Source organism: Pseudomonas sp. FYR_5, assembly GCF_043106315.1.
GTDB lineage: Bacteria > Pseudomonadota > Gammaproteobacteria > Pseudomonadales > Pseudomonadaceae > Aquipseudomonas > Aquipseudomonas putida_Y.
This window is the reverse complement of the sequence record NZ_JBICMK010000020.1, coordinates 56,231-74,164: the sequence shown is the minus strand read 5'-3', so window position 1 is coordinate 74,164 and position 17,934 is coordinate 56,231. Positions and strand designations below refer to the sequence as shown.

The 17,934-nt window shown below is 63.5% G+C and carries 15 protein-coding genes; 8 read left to right on the top strand and 7 right to left on the bottom strand.

The genetic code is table 11. From position 1 onward, the window contains the following. Nucleotides 1–371 precede the first annotated feature (371 nt). On the bottom strand, nucleotides 372–539 hold the full coding sequence (locus ACF8RA_RS02280; protein WP_176682250.1) for a DUF6026 family protein: 168 nt from the start codon (nucleotides 537–539) through the stop codon (nucleotides 372–374). A 203-nt stretch (nucleotides 540–742) separates the two neighbouring features. Between ACF8RA_RS02280 and gnd the strand changes: the two genes are divergently transcribed. From gnd to ACF8RA_RS02255, 5 genes are all read left to right on the top strand, one after another. Next, complete coding sequence (gene gnd / locus ACF8RA_RS02275) at nucleotides 743–1,726, top strand: phosphogluconate dehydrogenase (NAD(+)-dependent, decarboxylating) (RefSeq protein ID WP_176682251.1); 984 nt, start codon at nucleotides 743–745, stop codon at nucleotides 1,724–1,726. Further along, entirely contained in the window at nucleotides 1,723–3,228 is a 1,506-nt protein-coding gene (gene zwf, locus ACF8RA_RS02270) for a glucose-6-phosphate dehydrogenase (RefSeq protein ID WP_176682252.1), read from the top strand. The genes gnd and zwf overlap by 4 nt, the downstream gene beginning before the upstream one ends. 116 nt (nucleotides 3,229–3,344) lie before the next feature. After that, on the top strand, nucleotides 3,345–5,141 hold the full coding sequence (locus ACF8RA_RS02265) for a glycoside hydrolase family 15 protein (protein WP_392518740.1): 1,797 nt from the start codon (nucleotides 3,345–3,347) through the stop codon (nucleotides 5,139–5,141). Nucleotides 5,142–5,208: 67 nt separating this feature from the next. Further along, the gene (locus ACF8RA_RS02260; RefSeq protein WP_003251273.1) at nucleotides 5,209–5,565 is read left to right on the top strand and encodes a VOC family protein; all 357 of its coding nucleotides are present in this window, start codon (nucleotides 5,209–5,211) and stop codon (nucleotides 5,563–5,565) included. Then, nucleotides 5,565–6,185, top strand: a complete 621-nt coding sequence (locus ACF8RA_RS02255) for a TetR/AcrR family transcriptional regulator (protein ID WP_176682254.1) — start codon at nucleotides 5,565–5,567, stop codon at nucleotides 6,183–6,185. The genes ACF8RA_RS02260 and ACF8RA_RS02255 overlap by 1 nt, the downstream gene beginning before the upstream one ends. Before the next feature lie 133 nt (nucleotides 6,186–6,318). On the opposite strand, the gene preA is transcribed toward ACF8RA_RS02255, so the two are convergent. The 3 genes from preA to hydA all read right to left on the bottom strand — a co-directional run bounded on the left by preA (nucleotide 6,319) and on the right by hydA (nucleotide 10,563). Next, on the bottom strand, nucleotides 6,319–7,593 hold the full coding sequence (gene preA, locus ACF8RA_RS02250) for an NAD-dependent dihydropyrimidine dehydrogenase subunit PreA (protein WP_176682255.1): 1,275 nt from the start codon (nucleotides 7,591–7,593) through the stop codon (nucleotides 6,319–6,321). After that, a complete protein-coding gene (locus ACF8RA_RS02245; RefSeq protein ID WP_176682256.1) occupies nucleotides 7,594–8,961 on the bottom strand; it encodes an NAD(P)-dependent oxidoreductase in 1,368 nt (455 codons plus the stop codon). A 162-nt stretch (nucleotides 8,962–9,123) separates the two neighbouring features. Beyond that, nucleotides 9,124–10,563, bottom strand: coding sequence for a dihydropyrimidinase (hydA, locus tag ACF8RA_RS02240; RefSeq protein WP_176682257.1), 1,440 nt, complete (start codon nucleotides 10,561–10,563; stop codon nucleotides 9,124–9,126). Nucleotides 10,564–10,904: 341 nt separating this feature from the next. On the opposite strand from hydA, the gene ACF8RA_RS02235 reads away from it, so the two are divergent. Continuing rightward, nucleotides 10,905–12,422, top strand: coding sequence for an NCS1 family nucleobase:cation symporter-1 (locus ACF8RA_RS02235; RefSeq protein WP_392514344.1), 1,518 nt, complete (start codon nucleotides 10,905–10,907; stop codon nucleotides 12,420–12,422). 11 nt (nucleotides 12,423–12,433) lie between these two features. After that, nucleotides 12,434–13,717, top strand: coding sequence for a Zn-dependent hydrolase (locus ACF8RA_RS02230; RefSeq protein WP_392514343.1), 1,284 nt, complete (start codon nucleotides 12,434–12,436; stop codon nucleotides 13,715–13,717). On the opposite strand, the gene ACF8RA_RS02225 is transcribed toward ACF8RA_RS02230, so the two are convergent. From ACF8RA_RS02225 to nhaB, 3 genes are all read right to left on the bottom strand, one after another. Further along, on the bottom strand, nucleotides 13,714–14,673 hold the full coding sequence (locus ACF8RA_RS02225; RefSeq protein WP_176682260.1) for a ribonuclease Z: 960 nt from the start codon (nucleotides 14,671–14,673) through the stop codon (nucleotides 13,714–13,716). The genes ACF8RA_RS02230 and ACF8RA_RS02225 overlap by 4 nt on opposite strands. Nucleotides 14,674–14,760: 87 nt before the next feature. Then, nucleotides 14,761–15,306, bottom strand: coding sequence for a lipocalin family protein (locus tag ACF8RA_RS02220; RefSeq protein ID WP_176682261.1), 546 nt, complete (start codon nucleotides 15,304–15,306; stop codon nucleotides 14,761–14,763). Between the two features lie 146 nt (nucleotides 15,307–15,452). Beyond that, a complete protein-coding gene (nhaB, locus tag ACF8RA_RS02215; RefSeq protein WP_176682262.1) occupies nucleotides 15,453–16,955 on the bottom strand; it encodes a sodium/proton antiporter NhaB in 1,503 nt (500 codons plus the stop codon). 150 nt (nucleotides 16,956–17,105) lie between these two features. Here nhaB and ACF8RA_RS02210 point away from each other — a divergent pair, with 150 nt between their 5' ends. Continuing rightward, complete coding sequence (locus tag ACF8RA_RS02210) at nucleotides 17,106–17,918, top strand: crotonase/enoyl-CoA hydratase family protein (RefSeq protein WP_339535134.1); 813 nt, start codon at nucleotides 17,106–17,108, stop codon at nucleotides 17,916–17,918. Nucleotides 17,919–17,934 lie beyond the last annotated feature (16 nt).

Here is a 17,934-nt window from a genome sequence, read left to right as displayed (position 1 = left end):
GGCCGAAAACCGAGTGTAGGAGAGAAAGTGATAAAAAGGTGACCCACTGGTCACTATTGTTATGTGCGGAATAGACGCAAACGTTGGCGTTTGTGGCGGGGTGGGAAAAGGGGTGGGCGAGCGTGGGGCAAAGGGCTTTCGAGCTGCGCCAAATTGTGGCTCGCTACGTACAACGCACCTTTTTGGGGCGTAAGGGTGAGGGCAGCTTTATGCTGCGAAGCGGTTGGATGGGCGGAAAATGCTGCTTTCAATACAGGCGCTTTCTGGGCACTAGCCTGCTCCGGTTGCCCGGCAGGGTTCCAAGAGGGCGACTGGATTGAGGAGCAGACGGGTGGGAGCCATGCAGCTCCCACAGGCGGCAAGGGGATCGATCAGAGGCTGACAGCTTTATCGCCAGCGCGCTGTTGCGCCAGCAGCAGGTTCAACTGGGCGACCTGCTCGCGGAGCTGGTCACGTTCGTCCTTCAGTTTACGCAACTCATCACGGCGCACGGAGACATAGAGGGTCTGGGGTGGAGTTGCTGGCATCAATGTACCCATGAGCACACCTCGCGGTTTTGGCTGGTGACAAGTCAAAGCGTAGACGCTTCACGCGGGGCGCATTTTGAATTCTTTCGCAGGCCTTGGGAACTTTTTTGTATATCGTGGTCTTGCCGTTCGTCGCTGAACCCTCGGGCGGCATGCTGGACTAATCTGAAAAGCTGGACTACGTCGTCATCCATTTCGAAAGGGAGTATTGGCTCATGCAACTGGGAATCGTCGGGCTGGGCCGTATGGGCGGCAATATCGCAAGGCGCCTGATGCGCGCCGGCCATCGCACCGTGGTGCACGACCGCAACCGTGAAGCCATCACCGGCCTGGAGGGCGAGGGCGCCCAGGGCGCGCACGACCTCGGTGCACTGGTGCAAAAGCTGAAAGCACCGCGCGCGGTATGGGTGATGCTGCCGGCTGGCGACCCCACCGAGCAGACCATCGCCCAACTGGCCGAATTGCTGGAGCCGGGCGATGCGATCATCGACGGCGGCAACACCTTCTACAAGGACGACATGCGCCGCGCTGCAGAGCTGGCCAAGCGCGGCCTGCATTATCTGGACGTCGGAACTTCCGGCGGTGTATGGGGCCTCGACCGCGGCTACTGCATGATGATCGGCGGCGAAAAGGACGTGTTCGAGCGCCTGGAGCCGCTGTTCAAGGCGCTGGCGCCGGGCGTGGGCGATATCCCGCGTACCCATGGCCGCAGCGGCGAGCACCAGCGTGCCGAACACGGCTACATCCACGCTGGCCCACCCGGCGCCGGGCACTACGTGAAAATGGTGCATAACGGCATCGAGTACGGCCTGATGCAGGCCTATGCCGAAGGCTTCGACCTGCTGCGCAGCAAAGGTGGCAACGAGCTGCCGGAAGACCAGCGCTTCGACCTGAACGTGGCCGAAATTGCCGAGGTGTGGCGTCGCGGCAGCGTGGTGACCTCGTGGCTGCTCGACCTCACTGCCGATGCGCTGGTGGCCGACCCGCAGCTGTCGCAATTCAGTGGCTCGGTGTCCGACAGTGGCGAAGGCCGCTGGACCATCGACGCCGCCGTCGAGCAGGCGGTGCCGGTGCCGGTGTTGTCCAGCGCACTGTTCGCGCGCTTCCGTTCGCGCCAGCAACAGGGCACCTACGGTGACAAGATCCTCTCGGCCATGCGCCTGGGCTTCGGTGGCCACATCGAGAAGAAAGGCGAATGACTACACAGACCACCGCGTCCGCCCCCCCTTGTACGCTGTTCCTGTTCGGCGCCAATGGCGACCTGGTCAAGCGCCTGCTGATGCCCGCGCTGTACAACCTCAGCCGTGACGGTTTGCTGGACCGTAACCTGCGCATCGTCGGTGTTGACCATAACCCGGCCAGCGCCGAAGAATTCGCCGCGCGCCTGCACGCGTTCATGGTCGAGCGCGACAAAGGAAGCGAGGGCAGCGCCAAGTGCCTGGACGAGAAGCTATGGGCCCGCCTGGCCAAGCGCCTGGATTATCAGACGGGCGACTTTCTCGATCCGGCCACCTACCAGGCCCTGGCCAGGCGCATCGACAAGACCAGCCACGGCAATGCCATTTTCTATCTGGCCACGTCGCCGCGCTTCTTCCCCGAGGTGGCGCAGCGCCTGGGGCAGGCCGGCCTGCTGGACGAGTCTGCCGGCGGTTTTCGCCGGGTGGTGGTTGAAAAACCGTTCGGCACTGACCTGGCCAGCGCCGAGGCGCTCAACGCCTGCCTGCTGAAGGTGATGGGCGAGCGGCAGATCTACCGCATCGACCATTACCTGGGCAAAGAGACGGTGCAGAATATTCTGGTCAGCCGCTTTTCCAACGGCCTGTTCGAATCGTTCTGGAACAATCACTACATCGATCACGTGCAGATCACCGCAGCGGAAACCGTCGGTGTCGAGACCCGTGGTGCCTTCTATGACAGCACCGGCGCCCTGCGCGACATGGTGCCCAACCACCTGTTCCAGCTGCTGGCGATGGTGGCCATGGAGCCGCCGGCCGCGTTCGGCGCCGATGCGGTGCGCGGTGAAAAGGCCAAGGTGGTCGGCGCTATCCGCCCATGGTCGGCAAAAATGGCCCTGAAAAACTCCGTGCGAGGCCAGTACAGTGCCGGCAAGCAGGGGCGCAAGCCGTTGCCAGGCTACCGCCAGGAGGCCAACGTCGCGCCGGATAGCCAGACCGAGACCTACGTGGCGCTGAAGGTGATGATCGACAACTGGCGCTGGGCCGGCGTGCCGTTCTACCTGCGCACCGGCAAGCGCATGAGTGTGCGTGACACCGAGATTGCCATCTGCTTCAAGCCCGCGCCGTATGCGCAGTTTCGCGAGTCGGAGCTGGAGCGGCCCAAGCCCAACTACCTGAAAATCCAGATCCAGCCCAATGAAGGCATGTGGTTCGACCTGCAAGCCAAACGGCCCGGGCCGGAACTGGTGATGGAGAATGTCGAGTTGGGTTTTGCCTACAAGGACTTCTTCAAGATGACCCCGGCCACTGGCTACGAGACGCTGATCTATGACTGCCTGACCGGTGACCAGACCCTGTTCCAGCGGGCAGACAACATCGAGAACGGCTGGCGGGCGGTGCAGCCGTTTCTCGATGCCTGGGCCCAGGGCGGCGAAGTGCATGAGTACTCGGCTGGCGAGGACGGGCCGGAGGCCGGCAATGAATTGCTGGCCCGCGACAAGCGCGAGTGGCACCGGTTGGGGTGAGAGGTTTGCAAGCCTGTGCCGGCCGTTTCGCGGGCAAGCCCGCTCCTACAGGGAATTCCATTTCCCTCAGGCACCTGCGAAGAGGCCAGCACAGGCAACCACACAAAGGAGACCCAATGCCTGCCCATATCGAAGACTACGCCCTGCTGGGCAACTGCCGTAGTGCGGCGCTGGTCAGCCGCGATGGCTCGCTGGACTGGCTGTGCCTGCCACGTTTCGACGCCCCCGCCGTGTTCGCGGCCCTGTTGGGCAATGAAGAAAACGGCCGCTGGCGCCTGGCCCCTTGCGACCCGGTAGCGCACAGCAGCCGCCAGTACCTGGGCGACACCCTGGTGCTGGAAACCACCTGGGTGACCGCAAGCGGTCGTGCCCGGGTGCTCGACTTCATGCCTTTGGGCGAGGTCAATTCGGTGGTGCGCATCGTCGAAGGCTTGTCTGGCGAAACCAGTTTCGAAATGGACCTGGTCATGCGCTTCGACTACGGCCGCAGCGTGCCCTGGGTGGAACGGCTCGACCCACTGACCCTCAGCGCAGTCGCCGGCCCTGACCGGCTGATCCTGTGCAGCACCGTGCCCCCGCAAGCCCGCGACCACCATACCGGCTGCCGCTTTCGCGTCAGCACGGGCCAGCGCCAGGTCTTCAGCCTGCGCCACCAGCCCTCGCACTTGCCGGTGCAGCCCGACTGCGACATCGACCAAGCCTTGGCGAACACCTGCGAGCAATGGCAGGCCTTCGCCGACCGCTGCCCGCAGGTAGGGCCATATACCGCCCTGGTGCGCCGTTCGCTGCTCACCCTCAAGGCCATGACCTACGCCCCCACCGGCGGTATTGTCGCAGCCGTCACCACGTCGCTGCCCGAGCGTGTGGGTGGCGAGCGCAACTGGGACTACCGCTTCTGTTGGCTGCGCGACGCGACCATGACCCTGCTGGCCTTCATGAACCTTGGCTATTTCGACGAAGCCCAGGCTTGGCGCGAGTGGCTGCTGCGCTCGGTGGCCGGCAACCCCGAGCAGATGCAGATCATGTATGGCCTGGCCGGCGAGCGCGACCTGCAGGAGTACACCTTGCCGTGGCTGGTCGGTTATGAGCATTCACAGCCGGTGCGGGTGGGCAACGCCGCCTCGGCGCAGACGCAGCTGGACATCTATGGCGAACTGGCCGATGCGATGACCCAGGCGATCAAGGGCGGGTTGCCCCGCCACCCGCGCAGCGCCGCCATTTCGCGCTTGATACTGCCTTATGTCGAACGTATCTGGCGCGAGCCGGACGAAGGCATCTGGGAAATGCGCGGCGGCCGACAGCAGTTCGTGCACTCCAAAGTGATGGCCTGGGTCGCCTTCGACCGCGCCGCAGGGCTGGCCGACACCACAGAAGAAGGCCGCGAGCGCGGGCAGCATTATCGCCAGGTGGCTGACGAGATTCACCGCGAAGTGTGCGAGCGCGGCCTGGACGCCAGCGGCCGGTTCTTCGTCCAGGCCTATGGTTCGACCGAAATGGACGCCAGCCTGTTGCAGATCGCCCTGACCGGCTTCCTGCCGGCGGATGACCCACGCTTCGTGCGCACCCTCGAACAGATCGAACAACGTCTGATGAAGAACGGCCTGCTGCTGCGCTATGACAGTGACAGCTGCAGCGACGGCCTGACGCCGGGAGAGGGCACCTTCCTGGTGTGTTCGTTCTGGCTGGCGGACGTTTATGTATTGCTGGGGCGCCAGGCCAAAGCCGAAGCGCTGTACCAACACCTGGCCGGCCTGTGCAACGACCTTGGCCTGCTGGCCGAACAGTACGACCCGGCCGGCCAGCGCATGCTCGGCAACTTCCCCCAGGCCTTCAGCCAGATAGGCATCATCAACACCGCGCTGAATCTGCACCGCGCACAGTGCCCGGCGCGCGACCGGGCGCGTTGTGGGTAGCGAATGAGTGGGGCGACTGCCTTGACCGGAGTAGACTAGGCCAAACACCCTTCGGCACGGAGCACACATGGGCATTCGCGGTACTGACCGGCAAATCGACAACATCGAGTTCAATGTCAGCGACATTTCACGGAGCAAGGCCTTCTATGGCAGCGTGTTTGGTTGGGCATTCACCGACTACGGGCCGACCTACACCGAGTTCAGTGACGGCCGGTTGACGGGTGGCTTCACCACGGGTGAGCCGGTGCGTCCGGGTGGGCCGCTGGTCATCTTGTACGCCGACGACCTGGAGGCCACGCAGCAGCGGATCGAAGCCGCCGGGGCGAAAATCAGCCGGGCGACCTTTGCCTTTCCCGGCGGGCGGCGTTTTCATTTCATTGACCCGGACGGTTATGAACTGGCGGTGTGGACGGCCCAAGCCTGATGGCCAATCACAAGATCGAAATCCGCCGACGCAATATCGAAAAAATCCTGCAAGCGGCGGAAAAGGTGTTTGCCGAGAAGGGCTATGGCGCCACCTCGATGGGGGATATCGCAGAGCAGGCTGAGTTGCCACGCTCCAACCTGCATTATTACTTCAGCACCAAGGACGAGCTGTTCCGCGCGGTGCTGCAGGACCTGCTGGATGTGTGGAAGCAGGACGCCCTGTGCTTCGAGAACTTCGACGATCCGCGTGTGGTGCTGACCAGCTACATCCGGGCGAAGATGGGCCATTCGCGCTCGCGGCCGCTGGGCTCGAAAATCTGGGCCGAAGAGATGCTGCACGGCGCGCCGGTGCTGGGGGTTAACCTCGACGAAAGCCTGGTGCCTTGGGCGAAGATGAAAGAAGCCAAGATCCGCAGCTGGGTGGAAGAGGGGCGCATCCTGCCGGTGGAGCCGTCGGCGCTGCTGTACATGATCTGGGCCTCGACCCAGCATTACGCCGACTTCGGTTACCAGGTGCAGTTGCTGAACGGCGGCGAGATGCTGTCGGACATGGCGTTCGAGAGTGCCGTGCAGACGGTGACCAGCGTGATCTTGCGGGGGATAGGGCTGGCGCCGTGAACCGGCGATGGAGGCCGCTGCGCGGCATTCGCGGGCTTGCCCGCTCCCACAGGTTCTGCGCTGTCCTCAGAAATGGCGCAGTCCTGTGGGAGCGGGCAAGCCCGCGAAGGGCTGCATGGCAGCCCCCATTGCTTCAACTGGCCTCGCGGTACGGGTTACGCGGATCCTGCGTCCAGTTCAGGTACGGCTTGCCGGTATCCTGTGCCTCCATTTCGATGCAGTTTTCCACCGGGCAGGTGATCTGGCACAGGTTGCAGCCCACGCATTCCTCTTCGATCACACTGTAGGCATGCGTGCCGTCAGCCTTCAGCGTGCTGGCAATCGCCTGGTGCGAGGTGTCCTCACACGCAATGTGGCAGCGCCCGCAGCCGATGCACGCCTCCTGGTCAATGTGCGCCACCGACTTGTAGTTGATGTCCAGGTATTTCCAGTCGGTGGTATGGCCCACCGCCTGCCCGCGGAACGCCTCGATGTTGGGGTGCCCATGCTGGTCCATCCAGCGTGCCAGGCCGTCCTGCATGTCCTCGACGATACGGAAGCCATGCAGCATCGCTGCCGTGCACACCTGCACGGCGCCACTGCCCAGGGCCATGAACTCGGCGGCGTCACGCCAGTTGCCGATGCCGCCAATGCCACAAATCGGCAAGCCACGCGTTTCCGGGTCGCGGGCGATTTCCGCCACCATGTTCAAGGCAATCGGCTTCACTGCCGAACCGCAGTAACCACCATGGGTGCTCTGGTCTCCGACAATCGGGTGGGCCACCATGCGGTCCAGGTCGACGCTGGTGATGGAGTTGATGGTATTGATCAACGACACGGCATCGGCCCCGCCCCGGTGCGCGGCGCGGGCCGACTGGCGGATATCGGTGATGTTCGGCGTAAGCTTCACGATCACCGGCAGCGCGCAGTACGTCTTGCACCAGCGGGTGACCATTTCCACATATTCCGGTACCTGGCCAACGGCCGCCCCCATGCCCCGTTCCGGCATACCGTGCGGGCAACCGAAGTTCAACTCGATGCCATCGGCCCCGGTGGCTTCCACCAGCGGCAGGATGAACTTCCACGACTCCTCTATGCACGGCACCATCAGCGACACGATCAATGCGCGGTCGGGCCAGTCTTTCTTCACCTGGGTGATTTCGCGCAGGTTGATGTCCAGGGAGCGGTCGGTGATCAACTCGATATTGTTGATCCCCTGTACCTGACGGTTGGCACCATAGTGCGCCGAGTAGCGCGACGACACGTTGACCGCCGCAGGGTCTTCGCCCAGGGTCTTCCAGACCACGCCACCCCAGCCGGCCTCGAAGGCGCGGACCACGTTGTAGGCCTTGTCGGTTGGCGGTGCGGAGGCCAGCCAGAAGGGGTTGGGTGCCTTGATGCCGGCAAATACGATAGACAAGTCGGCCATTTACGCTGCCTCCACGTTGAGCATGAGTTGGGCATGGATGGCTTCGGCGGCCAGCTTGCCGTGTTGCACGGCCTGCACGGTAAGGTCCTGGCCCAGCGCGGTGCAGTCGCCGCCTGCGTATACGCCCGGTAGGCTGGTCTGCAGGTTTTCGTCAACGCGGATGCGCTCACCCTCGCGGGCCAGTTGCGCAGCCACCGGGTCGTGGAGGCTGGTGTCGTCGAAGCGCTGGCCAATGGCCTTGAAGATGGCGTCCGCAGCCAGCTCGAAGGTTTCGCCGGTATCGCGCAGGCGGCCTTCCGCCAACTCGGTGCGGGCAAAGCGCATGCCGCGGACCTTGCCGGCGTCATCCAGCAGCACGGTATCAGGGCGGGCCCAGGTGTGCAGGCGCACCTGATTGGCCTTGGCGATGTCCTGCTCGTGGCCGGTAGCGCCCATGTCTGCCTGACCACGGCGGTAAACCAGGTTGACGTCACGGGCACCCAGACGGCTCATTTGCACGGCCATGTCGATGGCCGTGTTGCCAGCACCGATCACCAGGCAGCGGTCGGCCAGCGGTAGCTGGCTCAGGTCATCGGCCTGGCGTAGCTCACGGATGTATTCGGTGGCGGCGAGCACGCCGGGGGCTTCCTCGTCGGGCAGGCCTAGCTGGCGCACGGCATTCAGGCCGAGGCCCAGGAACACCGCGTCGTACTGATCGCGCAGCTCGCCCAGGCTGAGGTTGTCACCCAAGCGCTGGCCATGGCGGACTTCGATACCGCCAATGCCCAACAAGAAATCCACCTCCCGCTGGGCATAGTCGTCTACCAGCTTGTAGCGGGCGATACCGTACTCGTTGAGGCCGCCGGCTTTGTCGCAGGCCTCGAACACCACCACGTCATGCCCGTGCATGGCCAGGCGGTGCGCGCAGGACAGCCCTGCCGGGCCGGCGCCGACCACGGCGATACGCTTGCCGGTGGCTGCCGAGCGCTTGAACGGGTGTGCGCTGAACTGGGCGTTGTCCAGGGCGTAACGCTGCAGCTGGCCGATCAGCACCGGCGCGCATTCCTGGGCGTTGTTGCGCACGCAGGCTTGCTGGCAGAGGATTTCGGTGGGGCACACGCGGGCGCAACTACCGCCAAGGATGTTGGCCGAAAGAATGCGTTCGGCGGCGCCTTGCAGGTTTTCGTCACTGATGCGGTGTATGAACGAGGGGATGTCAATCTCGCTAGGGCAAGCGTTGACGCAGGGGGCGTCGTAGCAGTACAGGCAGCGTGCACTTTCCAGGGCAGCCTGGCGCGCGGTGAGGGGTGGGGCCAGATCGCTGAAGCGCTCGGCCAACTGGTCGGCGCCGGCCCGGGGGCGCGGCAAATGGTTCAGGGCGTCGATCACGGTTGTAGCCTCTCTATTTTTATGGTGCAGGCGACAGGTATTGCGGTGGATTCTGGGGGCGCTGCGCGGCCCATTGCGACGCAAGGCCGCTCCCACAGGCGATCGCGCTCCTTGTGGGAGCGGCCTTGCGTCGCGATGGGCTGCACTGCAGCCCCAATGGTTTCAGCGCTGAACTGGCATCGGCCGCTGATGCTCGGCCCGGCGCCCCAGCACTTCATACACCGACGGGTACGCCGGCCGTTCCACATACCGCCCCGCGCCCGGTTCGGCGCGCAGGTCGCCATCGGCCCAGAGCACCTTGCCCTGGCTGATGGTGTGGCTTGGGATGCCGCGCACGGTGCGGCCTTCGAAAATGTTGAAGTCCACCTGCTGGTGGTGGGTTTGGGCAGAGATGGTGCGGGTGCCCTGCGGGTCCCACAGCACCAGGTCGGCATCGGCACCCACGCGTATAGCGCCCTTGCGCGGGAACAGGTTGAAGATTTTCGCCGTGTTGGTGGAGGTCAGCGCGACGAATTCGTGCATCGACAGTCGCCCGCTGTTGACCCCGGCATCCCACAGTACCGCCATGCGGTCTTCGATGCCGGCGGTGCCATTGGGGATGCGGCTGAAGTCGTCGCGGCCCATGGCTTTCTGCTCGGCGCAGAAGCAGCAGTGGTCGGTGGCGGTGGTGTGCAGGTTGCCCGACTGCAAGCCGCGCCACAGCGCCTCCTGGTGCTCGCGTGGGCGGAACGGCGGGCTCATCACATAACCGGCGGCGGTGGCCCAGTCCGGGTCACGGTAGACGCTGTCATCCAGCAGCAGGTGGCCGGGCAGCACCTCCCCATACACCGGCTGGCCCTTGCCTCGGGCATAGGCAATTTCATCCAGTGCCTCGCGGCTGGAAATGTGCACCAGGTACAACGGCGTGCCGAGGGTTTCGGCAATGCGGATGGCGCGGCTGGCCGCTTCGCCTTCAACCTGCGAGGGGCGCGACAGCGGGTGGGCTTCCGGCCCGGTCATGCCCTGGGCGAGCAGTTTTTTCTGCAGGTGGTACACCAGCTCGCCGTTCTCGGCATGCACGGTGGGCACCGCGCCCAGTTGCAGGCAACGCTCGAAGCTGGCCACCAGGGTATCGTCGGCGGCCATGATCGCATTCTTGTAGGCCATGAAATGCTTGAAGCTGTTCACCCCGTGCTTGGCCACCAGCTCGCCCATCTCTTCGGCCACCTGCTCGCTCCACCAGGTGATGGCGACGTGGAAGCCATAGTCGCTGGCGCTTTTCTGCGCCCAGCCACGCCAGGTGTGGAAGGCCTCCAGCAACGATTGCTGCGGGTTGGGTATGACGAAGTCGATGATAGAGGTGGTGCCGCCTGCCAGGCCCGCAGCGGTGCCACTGAAGAAGTCCTCGCTGGCCACGGTGCCCATGAACGGCAACTGCATGTGGGTGTGTGGGTCGATGCCGCCGGGCATCAGGTACTGGCCGCTGCCGTCGAGGATCTTGCAGTCGGTGGGTGGTTCGAGGTTTTGCCCGATGGCTCGGATCAGGCCATCGGCACACAGGACATCGGCGGGGTAACTCTCTTCGTGGGTAACCACGGTGGCGCCACGGATCAACAGGGACATGCCGTTTTCCTCGCAGGCTGACCGGTCTTGGCCGGTTCTTTGCATTGTCATGGATGCAGGGCGGGCAGGGCGGTCAATCCTGTCAGGCCTGACAAGATTCGAGGCTAGATGCTGATTCTTGATTCAGCAAGAAAATTTTCCCATTAATTTTGTGGTTTTTAAGTAGCTGATATTCAAGGGTTAAATTCAGTGAGCGTACGCAGGGCGGGGCTTTCAGGCTATTTGACTGGCTTGACAAGATGAAAATCTGGTCGAGATTTCTAAGCACATTCCGCGTGCGAACTCCGGTCATCGAATCAGCCTGATGAGCGAAAAATAGAAGAAAAACTGGAGAAGGGCCTATGCAACAGAGCAGATCGGAAGTGGTCGAGCAAGATGGCCTGTTCGAGCTGTCCGAGGGCAGCGATGTTCTCGACAGCCCGCGCTACAACCCTGACATTGCACCGACCAAGGTGCACCAGCGTACCTGGAACAAATGGCACATCACCGCCCTGTGGGTGGGCATGTCCATCTGCGTACCCACCTACACCCTCGGCGGCGTGCTCACCGCCTACTTCGGCCTCAGCGTTGGCGAAGCGCTGCTGGCGATCTTGCTGGCCAACGTTATCGTGTTGATACCGCTTACCCTCAATGCCTTTCCCGGTACCAAGTACGGCATCCCGTTTCCGGTGTTGCTGCGTTCGTCGTTCGGCATTCTCGGCTCCAACGTACCGTGCCTGATCCGCGCGGTGGTGGCCTGTGGTTGGTTCGGTATCCAGACCATGTTCGGCGGGCTGGCCATTCACCTGTTCCTGGGTTCAGTGTTCGACGGCTGGAAGGCGCTGGGTGGGACAGGCGAGGTGATTGGCTTCATGATCTTCTGGTGCCTGAACCTGTGGGTGGTGCTGCGCGGCGCCGAGTCGATCAAGTGGCTGGAAACGCTGTCGGCACCGCTGCTGGTCGCAGTGGGCGTCGGTCTGTTGTTCTGGGCCTTGCCCCATATGTCGATGTCCGAACTGCTGGCACAGCCGCCCAAGCGCCCGGAAGGGGCGAGCGTGGTCAGTTACTTCTGCGCGGGGCTCACGGCCATGGTCGGCTTCTGGGCCACATTGTCGCTGAACATTCCCGACTTCAGCCGCTACGCCCGCAGCCAGAAGGACCAGATTCTCGGGCAGATCTTCGGCCTGCCGCTGACCATGTTCCTGTTCGCGGCGCTGGGTGTGGTACTGACCGCCGCGTCGGCGTCGCTGGTGGGCGAGACGGTGTCCGACCCGGTCAGCCTGATCGGCAAGATTCAAAGCCCGTTCTGGGTGGCCCTGGCCATGGCGCTGATCGTGATCGCCACGCTGTCGACCAACACTGCGGCGAACATCGTGTCGCCGACCAATGACTTCCAGAACATTGCCCCACGCCTGATTGGGCGAAGCCGCGCGATATGGCTGACCGGCTTCATCGGCCTGGCACTGATGGGCCATGAGCTGCTGAAGAAGCTGGGCCTGATTGTCTCCGACCTTAGCCTGGAGAGCGTGTATTCCAACTGGCTGCTGGGCTATTCCAGCTTGTTGGGGCCCATTGCCGGCATCATGGCGGTGGACTACTTCCTGATCCGCCGGCAGAAGCTGGACCTGGCCGGGCTATACCGCGACGACGTGTATCCCGCGTGGAACTGGGCCGGTTTTGCCGCCTTCGCCTTGCCGGTAGGGCTGACGGTAATGGCGATTGGCAACAGCAGTTTCAGCTGGTTCTACGACTACGGCTGGTTCACCGGCTCGTTGCTGGGCGGTGCACTGTACTACGTGCTTGGCGGTATGGCGGTACGCAGTCCTGTGGTAGCGGGTATGCCCGCGAAGCGTCCTGAACAGACAACAAAAAAAGCCTGAAGGAGAAACCCGTGACCCCCGTCAAAGAGATCCTGAAGACCAACGCCCATCACGTCGACAGTACCCGCCTGTGGCAATCGCTGATGGACCTGGCCCGGCTCGGCGCCACCGCCAAGGGCGGCGTCTGCCGCCTGGCCTTGACCGACCTCGACCGCCAGGCCCGCGATCTGTTCGTGCAGTGGTGCGAGGCGGCCGGTTGCTCGGTCAGCATCGACGCCGTCGGCAACATATTCGCCCGCCGCCCGGGCCGTAACCCCAAGCTGCCGCCGGTGATGACCGGCAGTCATATCGACACCCAGCCCACCGGCGGCAAGTTCGATGGCTGCTTCGGGGTGATGGCCGGGCTGGAGGTGATCCGCACCCTCAACGACCTGGGCGTGGAAACCGAAGCGCCGCTCGAAGTGGTGGTGTGGACCAACGAAGAAGGTTCGCGTTTTGCGCCGTGCATGATGGGTTCAGGGGTGTTCGCCAGCAAGTTCACCCTGGAAGAAACCCTGGCCAAGCGCGATGCCCAGGGTGTCAGCGTTGGCGAAGCGTTGAACGCCATTGGTTACGCCGGTCCGCGTGCAGTGTCGGGGCACCCTGTGGGGGCGTATTTCGAGGCGCATATCGAGCAGGGGCCTATCCTTGAGGACCAGACCAAGACCATCGGCGTGGTCCTCGGCGCCCTGGGCCAGAAGTGGTTCGACCTGACCCTGCGGGGTGTTGAAGCCCATGCCGGCCCTACGCCCATGCACCTGCGCAAGGACGCCCTGGTAGGGGCAGCCGCTGTGGTGGAGGCGGTCAACCGCACGGCGCTTGCCCACCAGCCGCACGCGTGTGGCACGGTGGGCTGCCTTCAGGCGTACCCGGGCTCGCGTAACGTGATCCCGGGCGAAGTGCGCATGACCCTGGACTTCCGCCACCTCGAGGGCGAGCGGTTGAATGCGATGATTGCTGATGTGCGCGGGGTGATCGAGGCGACCTGTACCAAGCATGGCCTTAGCCATGAGCTGGTGCCCACGGCCGATTTCCCGGCGCTTTACTTCGACAAAGGCTGTGTCGACGCCGTGCGCGAATCGGCCAAGGCATTGGGCCTGCCGCACATGGACATCGTCAGTGGCGCGGGGCATGACGCGATCTTCTTGGCCGAGCTGGGGCCGGCGGGGATGATTTTCGTGCCGTGCGAAAACGGCATCAGCCATAACGAGATCGAGAACGCCACGCCTGATGACCTGGCGGCGGGCTGCGCGGTGTTGCTGCGGGCGATGCTGGCGGCGTCGGAGGCAATTGCCAGCGGGCGACTGGCGGCCTAACCACTGGCCTCAAGACGGCCGTTACGGCCAAGGTGATAGCGCTGCAGGTCCTGCGCCAGGGTCAACTGCCCGCTGTAATGGGCGAGGGCCTCGTCGCGCAGGTTGTCGATGTGCGGGCTGCGCCGTGGGTCGTTCTGGTAGCGGGCGCTGAAATGCGTCAGTACCAGGTTGCGCACGCCAGCGGCCTCGGCAAAGCGTGCCACTTCAGCGGCGGTGCTGTGGCCGAACGTGCCCCCGGTGCGTTCGACCACCGCCTGGGTGAAGGTGGCTTCGTGCACCAGTACATCCGCACCCCTGGCGACGGCTGCCAGCAGTTCTGGTTTGTCGTTGTCCCCGCACACGATCACCCGCTGTGGCGGACGCGAAGGCCGCAGGTAGTCGTTGCCGTTCAGTAGTTGCCGGTTGTACTTCACGGTCAACCCCTTGGCCAGCTCACCCCACAGCGGACCACGCGGTATGCCCTCGGCGTCCAGGCGCTGGATGTCCAGGCGTGGCTCAGGGTTGGTTTCGGTGAATACGAAACCCACGCTGGGCACCCGGTGCGACAGTTGCACGGTGGTTACCTGCAGGGTCTCGCTGCGCCATGTGCTCAACGTTTCCACGGGCAGCAGGCGCAGCTCGAACGGCAGGAAGGTATCGCTGGCAAGCAGGCCCTGGCGTACCCAGTCGTGCAGTGCGGCGGGCAGGATCACTTCCAGCGGCTGGGTGCGCCCGCTCATGCCCGCGCTGGCCAACAGGCCGGGCAGGCCGAAGCAATGGTCACCATGCACGTGGGTGATGAAGATCGCGCGCAGGTCGCGGATCGAAAGCGGGGTGTGTAGCAGCCGGTGCTGGGTGCCTTCGCCACAATCGACCAGATACCAGTGGCTGCCACTGGCTTCGATCACGGCAGTGGCGCTGACATTGCGTGCCTTGGTGGGCACCCCGGCGGAGGTGCCGAGGAACAGCAGGTCCATGCTCAGGCTCCTGTTTCAGGCCAGAAGCGGCCAAGGTGATACGGGGCGCACACCTTAGCCGGATTGCCGCCCGCCGTCGACGGCCTGCTAGTTACCCTGTCGCCAGATGAGCTTGCTGGTGTCATAACCTTGCTCCCGGGCGATTGTCAGCAGTTGCTCGCGCTGCTGGTCGGTGACTGCTGGCGTGCGCGAAAGCAGCCACAGGTACTCCCGGTTGGGGTGGCCGACCAGTGCCACGCGGTAGTCCTTGTCGTGGTACAGCACCCAGTACTCGCCCTTGGTCAGGCCCGGTGCCAGGCGGCTGAACCAGTTGTCGAAGCGCACCCACAGCTTGTCGGTGCTGCCTGGCTGCTGGAGCTCGGCAATACCCTTGGCTTCATTCCACTGGCCGTCCTTTTCCTGGCAGCGGTTGGTTACATCGATACGGCCGTCCTCGCGCAAGCCGTAGCGCGCCTCGGACTTCACACAGTTGCGCTGGAAGAACATCGGCAGCCGCGCCAGTTCGTACCAGGTACCCTGATAGCGTTGCAGGTCCACTTGCTGGGTACGCGGCGGTGCCGGGTGATCGTTGCCGGCGCAGCCGAGCAGGGCCAGGGTCATGCAGGAAAACAGCAGTGTAGTGCGCAGCACCATGGGTGACCTCCTTGGAGCGGATGGGGCGTACCTGAGTTTCGACGCCTGTGTGGGGAAAAAGTTGTAGGTGGTTTTGCCTGCGGTGAAACCCGTGCAGGAGCGGGTTTACCCGCGAAAGGGCCCGCACGGGTCCGCACAGGCCTGCCTCACAGCCAGTACGTCACCGCCCACCAACCCAACCCGCCCATCACCACGGTATAGGGCAGCGCCATCCACACCATCCGCCCATACGACAGCCGGATCAGCGGCGCAATGGCCGAGGTCAGCAGGAACAGGAACGCCGCCTGCCCGTTCGGCGTCGCCACGCTTGGCAGGTTGGTGCCGGTGTTGATGGCCACTGCCAGTGTTTCGAAATGCTCGCGGCTCATGCTGCCATCGAGAAATGCCTGCTTCACTTCGGTGATGTAGATGGTGGCAACGAACACATTGTCGCTGATCGCCGACAGCAAGCCGTTGGCCAGATACAGCATGCCCGGTTGCTGTTCGGCCGGCAGCGTCAGCACCCAGTTGATCAATGGGTTGAACAGTTGCTGCTGATGAATCATCGCGACCACGGCGAAGAACACCACCAACAGCGACGTGAATGGCAGGGCCTCCTGGAAGGCACGGCCCAGGCGGTGCTCGTCGGTGATGCCAGTGAAGGCCGTGATCAGTACGATCACCATCAGACCGATCAGGCCGACCTCGGCCACATGCAGCCCCAGGCAGATGATCAGGATCAATGCAGCGAGCCCTTGTACCCACAGCGCGATGCGCTGGGCCTGGGTACGCGCGGCATCGTCTTCGACCGCATAGGCGGTCAGCACCTGGCGCACCGGTTCGGGCATCAACGTGCCGTAGCCGAAAAGGCGCACCTTTTCCAGCAGTACGCAGGTCACCAGACCGGCACCCAGCACTGGCAGCGATACGGGCGCCACCTTGAAGAAGAAATCGACGAAGTGCCAACTCATCTCGTGGCCGATCAGCAGGTTCTGCGGTTCGCCCACCAACGTGCAAACGCCGCCCAGGGCGGTACCCACAGCGCCATGCATCAGCAGGCTGCGCAGGAAGGCGCGGAACTGGTCGAGGTCTTCACGGTGCAGGTGAGCGACTTGCTGGTCGCTCTCCAGTGCGCTCTCCTCGCGCGGATTGGCCCCGGACGCGACGCGGTGGTACACCGCGTAGAAGCCGACCGCAGCGCTGATGATCACCGCCGTGACGGTGAGTGCATCGAGAAACGCGGAAAGGAACGCCGACAGCACGCAAAACAGCAACGACAGAATGGCTTTTGAGCGCACCCCAAGCAAAATGCGTGAGAACAGGAACAGCAGCAGTTCCTTCATGAAGTGGATGCCGGCGACCATGAACATCAGCAGCAGGATGACCGGGAAGTTGTGCTGCAGTTCCTCGTACAGCGCCTGGGGCGTGGTCATCTGCAACAGCATGGCTTCGATCAGCAACAAGCCACCGGGCATCAACGGGTAGCACTTCAGGGCCATAGCCAAGGTGAAGATGAATTCGAGCACCAGTGCCCAGCCGGTCGCAACCGGGCCAATGGTTACCAACAACAGCGGGTTGAGCACCAGAAACAGGCAGATGACCACCTTGTACCAAATCGGCGACTTGCCCAGAAAACCGTGGGCGATTGCGCCGGTCAGGGGGCGTGACATAAATATGTATCCTTATAATTCAGCGATGGCGCACGGTGCCGGATCTGCGCGTCTTAGGCAAGGCGCACAGTCCCGTTTTTGGCACAAGTACGGTCATTGGGCTGGGTTACCATCGCTGCCATGAGCCTTTCACCCACAGGAGTGCAGCCCGTGACCGAGTACAGTGCATTCAAGGTCGAACTGACCGACAGCATCGCCCACGTTCAGATCAATCGCCCGGAGAAGGTCAACGCGATGAACGCGGCTTTCTGGGAAGAGATCATCGACATCTTCCAGTGGATCGATGACACCGATGCCGTGCGTGCTGTGGTGATCAGCGGTGCCGGCAAGCATTTCTCCGCCGGTATCGACCTGATGATGCTGGCTTCGCTGGCCGGCCAGATGGGCAAGGACGTGGGCCGCAATGCACGCTTCCTGCGCAAGACCATCCAGCGGCTGCAGGCCTCGTTCACCGCTGTAGACACGTGCCGCAAGCCGGTACTGGCGGCGGTTCAGGGCTATTGCATCGGCGGCGCCATCGACCTCATCTCGGCGTGCGACATGCGCTACTGCAGCAGTGACGCGCAGTTCTCGATCAAGGAGATCGACATGGGCATGGCTGCCGATGTCGGCACATTGCAACGTTTGCCACGCATCATCGGCGACGGCATCATGCGTGAGCTGGCATTTACCGGCCGCAATGTCGAGGCGGACGAGGCGCTGCGTATCGGCCTGGTCAACCGAGTCTATGATGATCAGGCCGCACTGATGGACGGCGTCTTTGCCATCGCCCGCGAAATTGCCGCAAAATCGCCGATCGCTGTGGCCGGCACCAAGGAAATGCTCAGCTACATGCGTGACCATCGTATCGACGATGGCCTGGACTACATTGCCACCTGGAACGCCGCAATGCTGCAGTCCGAAGACCTGCGCGTGGCTGTGGCGGCGCACATGAGCAAACAGAAACCGACGTTCGCCGACTGATCGGGCCGGGGGACGC

Excerpts from the sequence above, each read along its gene's own strand:
- gnd (WP_176682251.1), top strand. The coding sequence starts at position 743 with ATGCAACTGGGAATCGTCGGGCTGGGCCGTATGGGCGGCAATATCGCA.
- ACF8RA_RS02225 (WP_176682260.1), bottom strand. The coding sequence starts at position 14,673 with ATGGACCTGCTGTTCCTCGGCACCTCCGCCGGGGTGCCCACCAAGGCA.
- nhaB (WP_176682262.1), bottom strand. The coding sequence starts at position 16,955 with ATGTCACGCCCCCTGACCGGCGCAATCGCCCACGGTTTTCTGGGCAAG.
- ACF8RA_RS02255 (WP_176682254.1), top strand. The coding sequence starts at position 5,565 with ATGGCCAATCACAAGATCGAAATCCGCCGACGCAATATCGAAAAAATC.
- zwf (WP_176682252.1), top strand. The coding sequence starts at position 1,723 with ATGACTACACAGACCACCGCGTCCGCCCCCCCTTGTACGCTGTTCCTG.
- ACF8RA_RS02220 (WP_176682261.1), bottom strand. The coding sequence starts at position 15,306 with ATGGTGCTGCGCACTACACTGCTGTTTTCCTGCATGACCCTGGCCCTG.
- ACF8RA_RS02235 (WP_392514344.1), top strand. The coding sequence starts at position 10,905 with ATGCAACAGAGCAGATCGGAAGTGGTCGAGCAAGATGGCCTGTTCGAG.
- preA (WP_176682255.1), bottom strand. The coding sequence starts at position 7,593 with ATGGCCGACTTGTCTATCGTATTTGCCGGCATCAAGGCACCCAACCCC.
- ACF8RA_RS02265 (WP_392518740.1), top strand. The coding sequence starts at position 3,345 with ATGCCTGCCCATATCGAAGACTACGCCCTGCTGGGCAACTGCCGTAGT.
- ACF8RA_RS02260 (WP_003251273.1), top strand. The coding sequence starts at position 5,209 with ATGGGCATTCGCGGTACTGACCGGCAAATCGACAACATCGAGTTCAAT.
- hydA (WP_176682257.1), bottom strand. The coding sequence starts at position 10,563 with ATGTCCCTGTTGATCCGTGGCGCCACCGTGGTTACCCACGAAGAGAGT.
- ACF8RA_RS02280 (WP_176682250.1), bottom strand. The coding sequence starts at position 539 with ATGGGTACATTGATGCCAGCAACTCCACCCCAGACCCTCTATGTCTCC.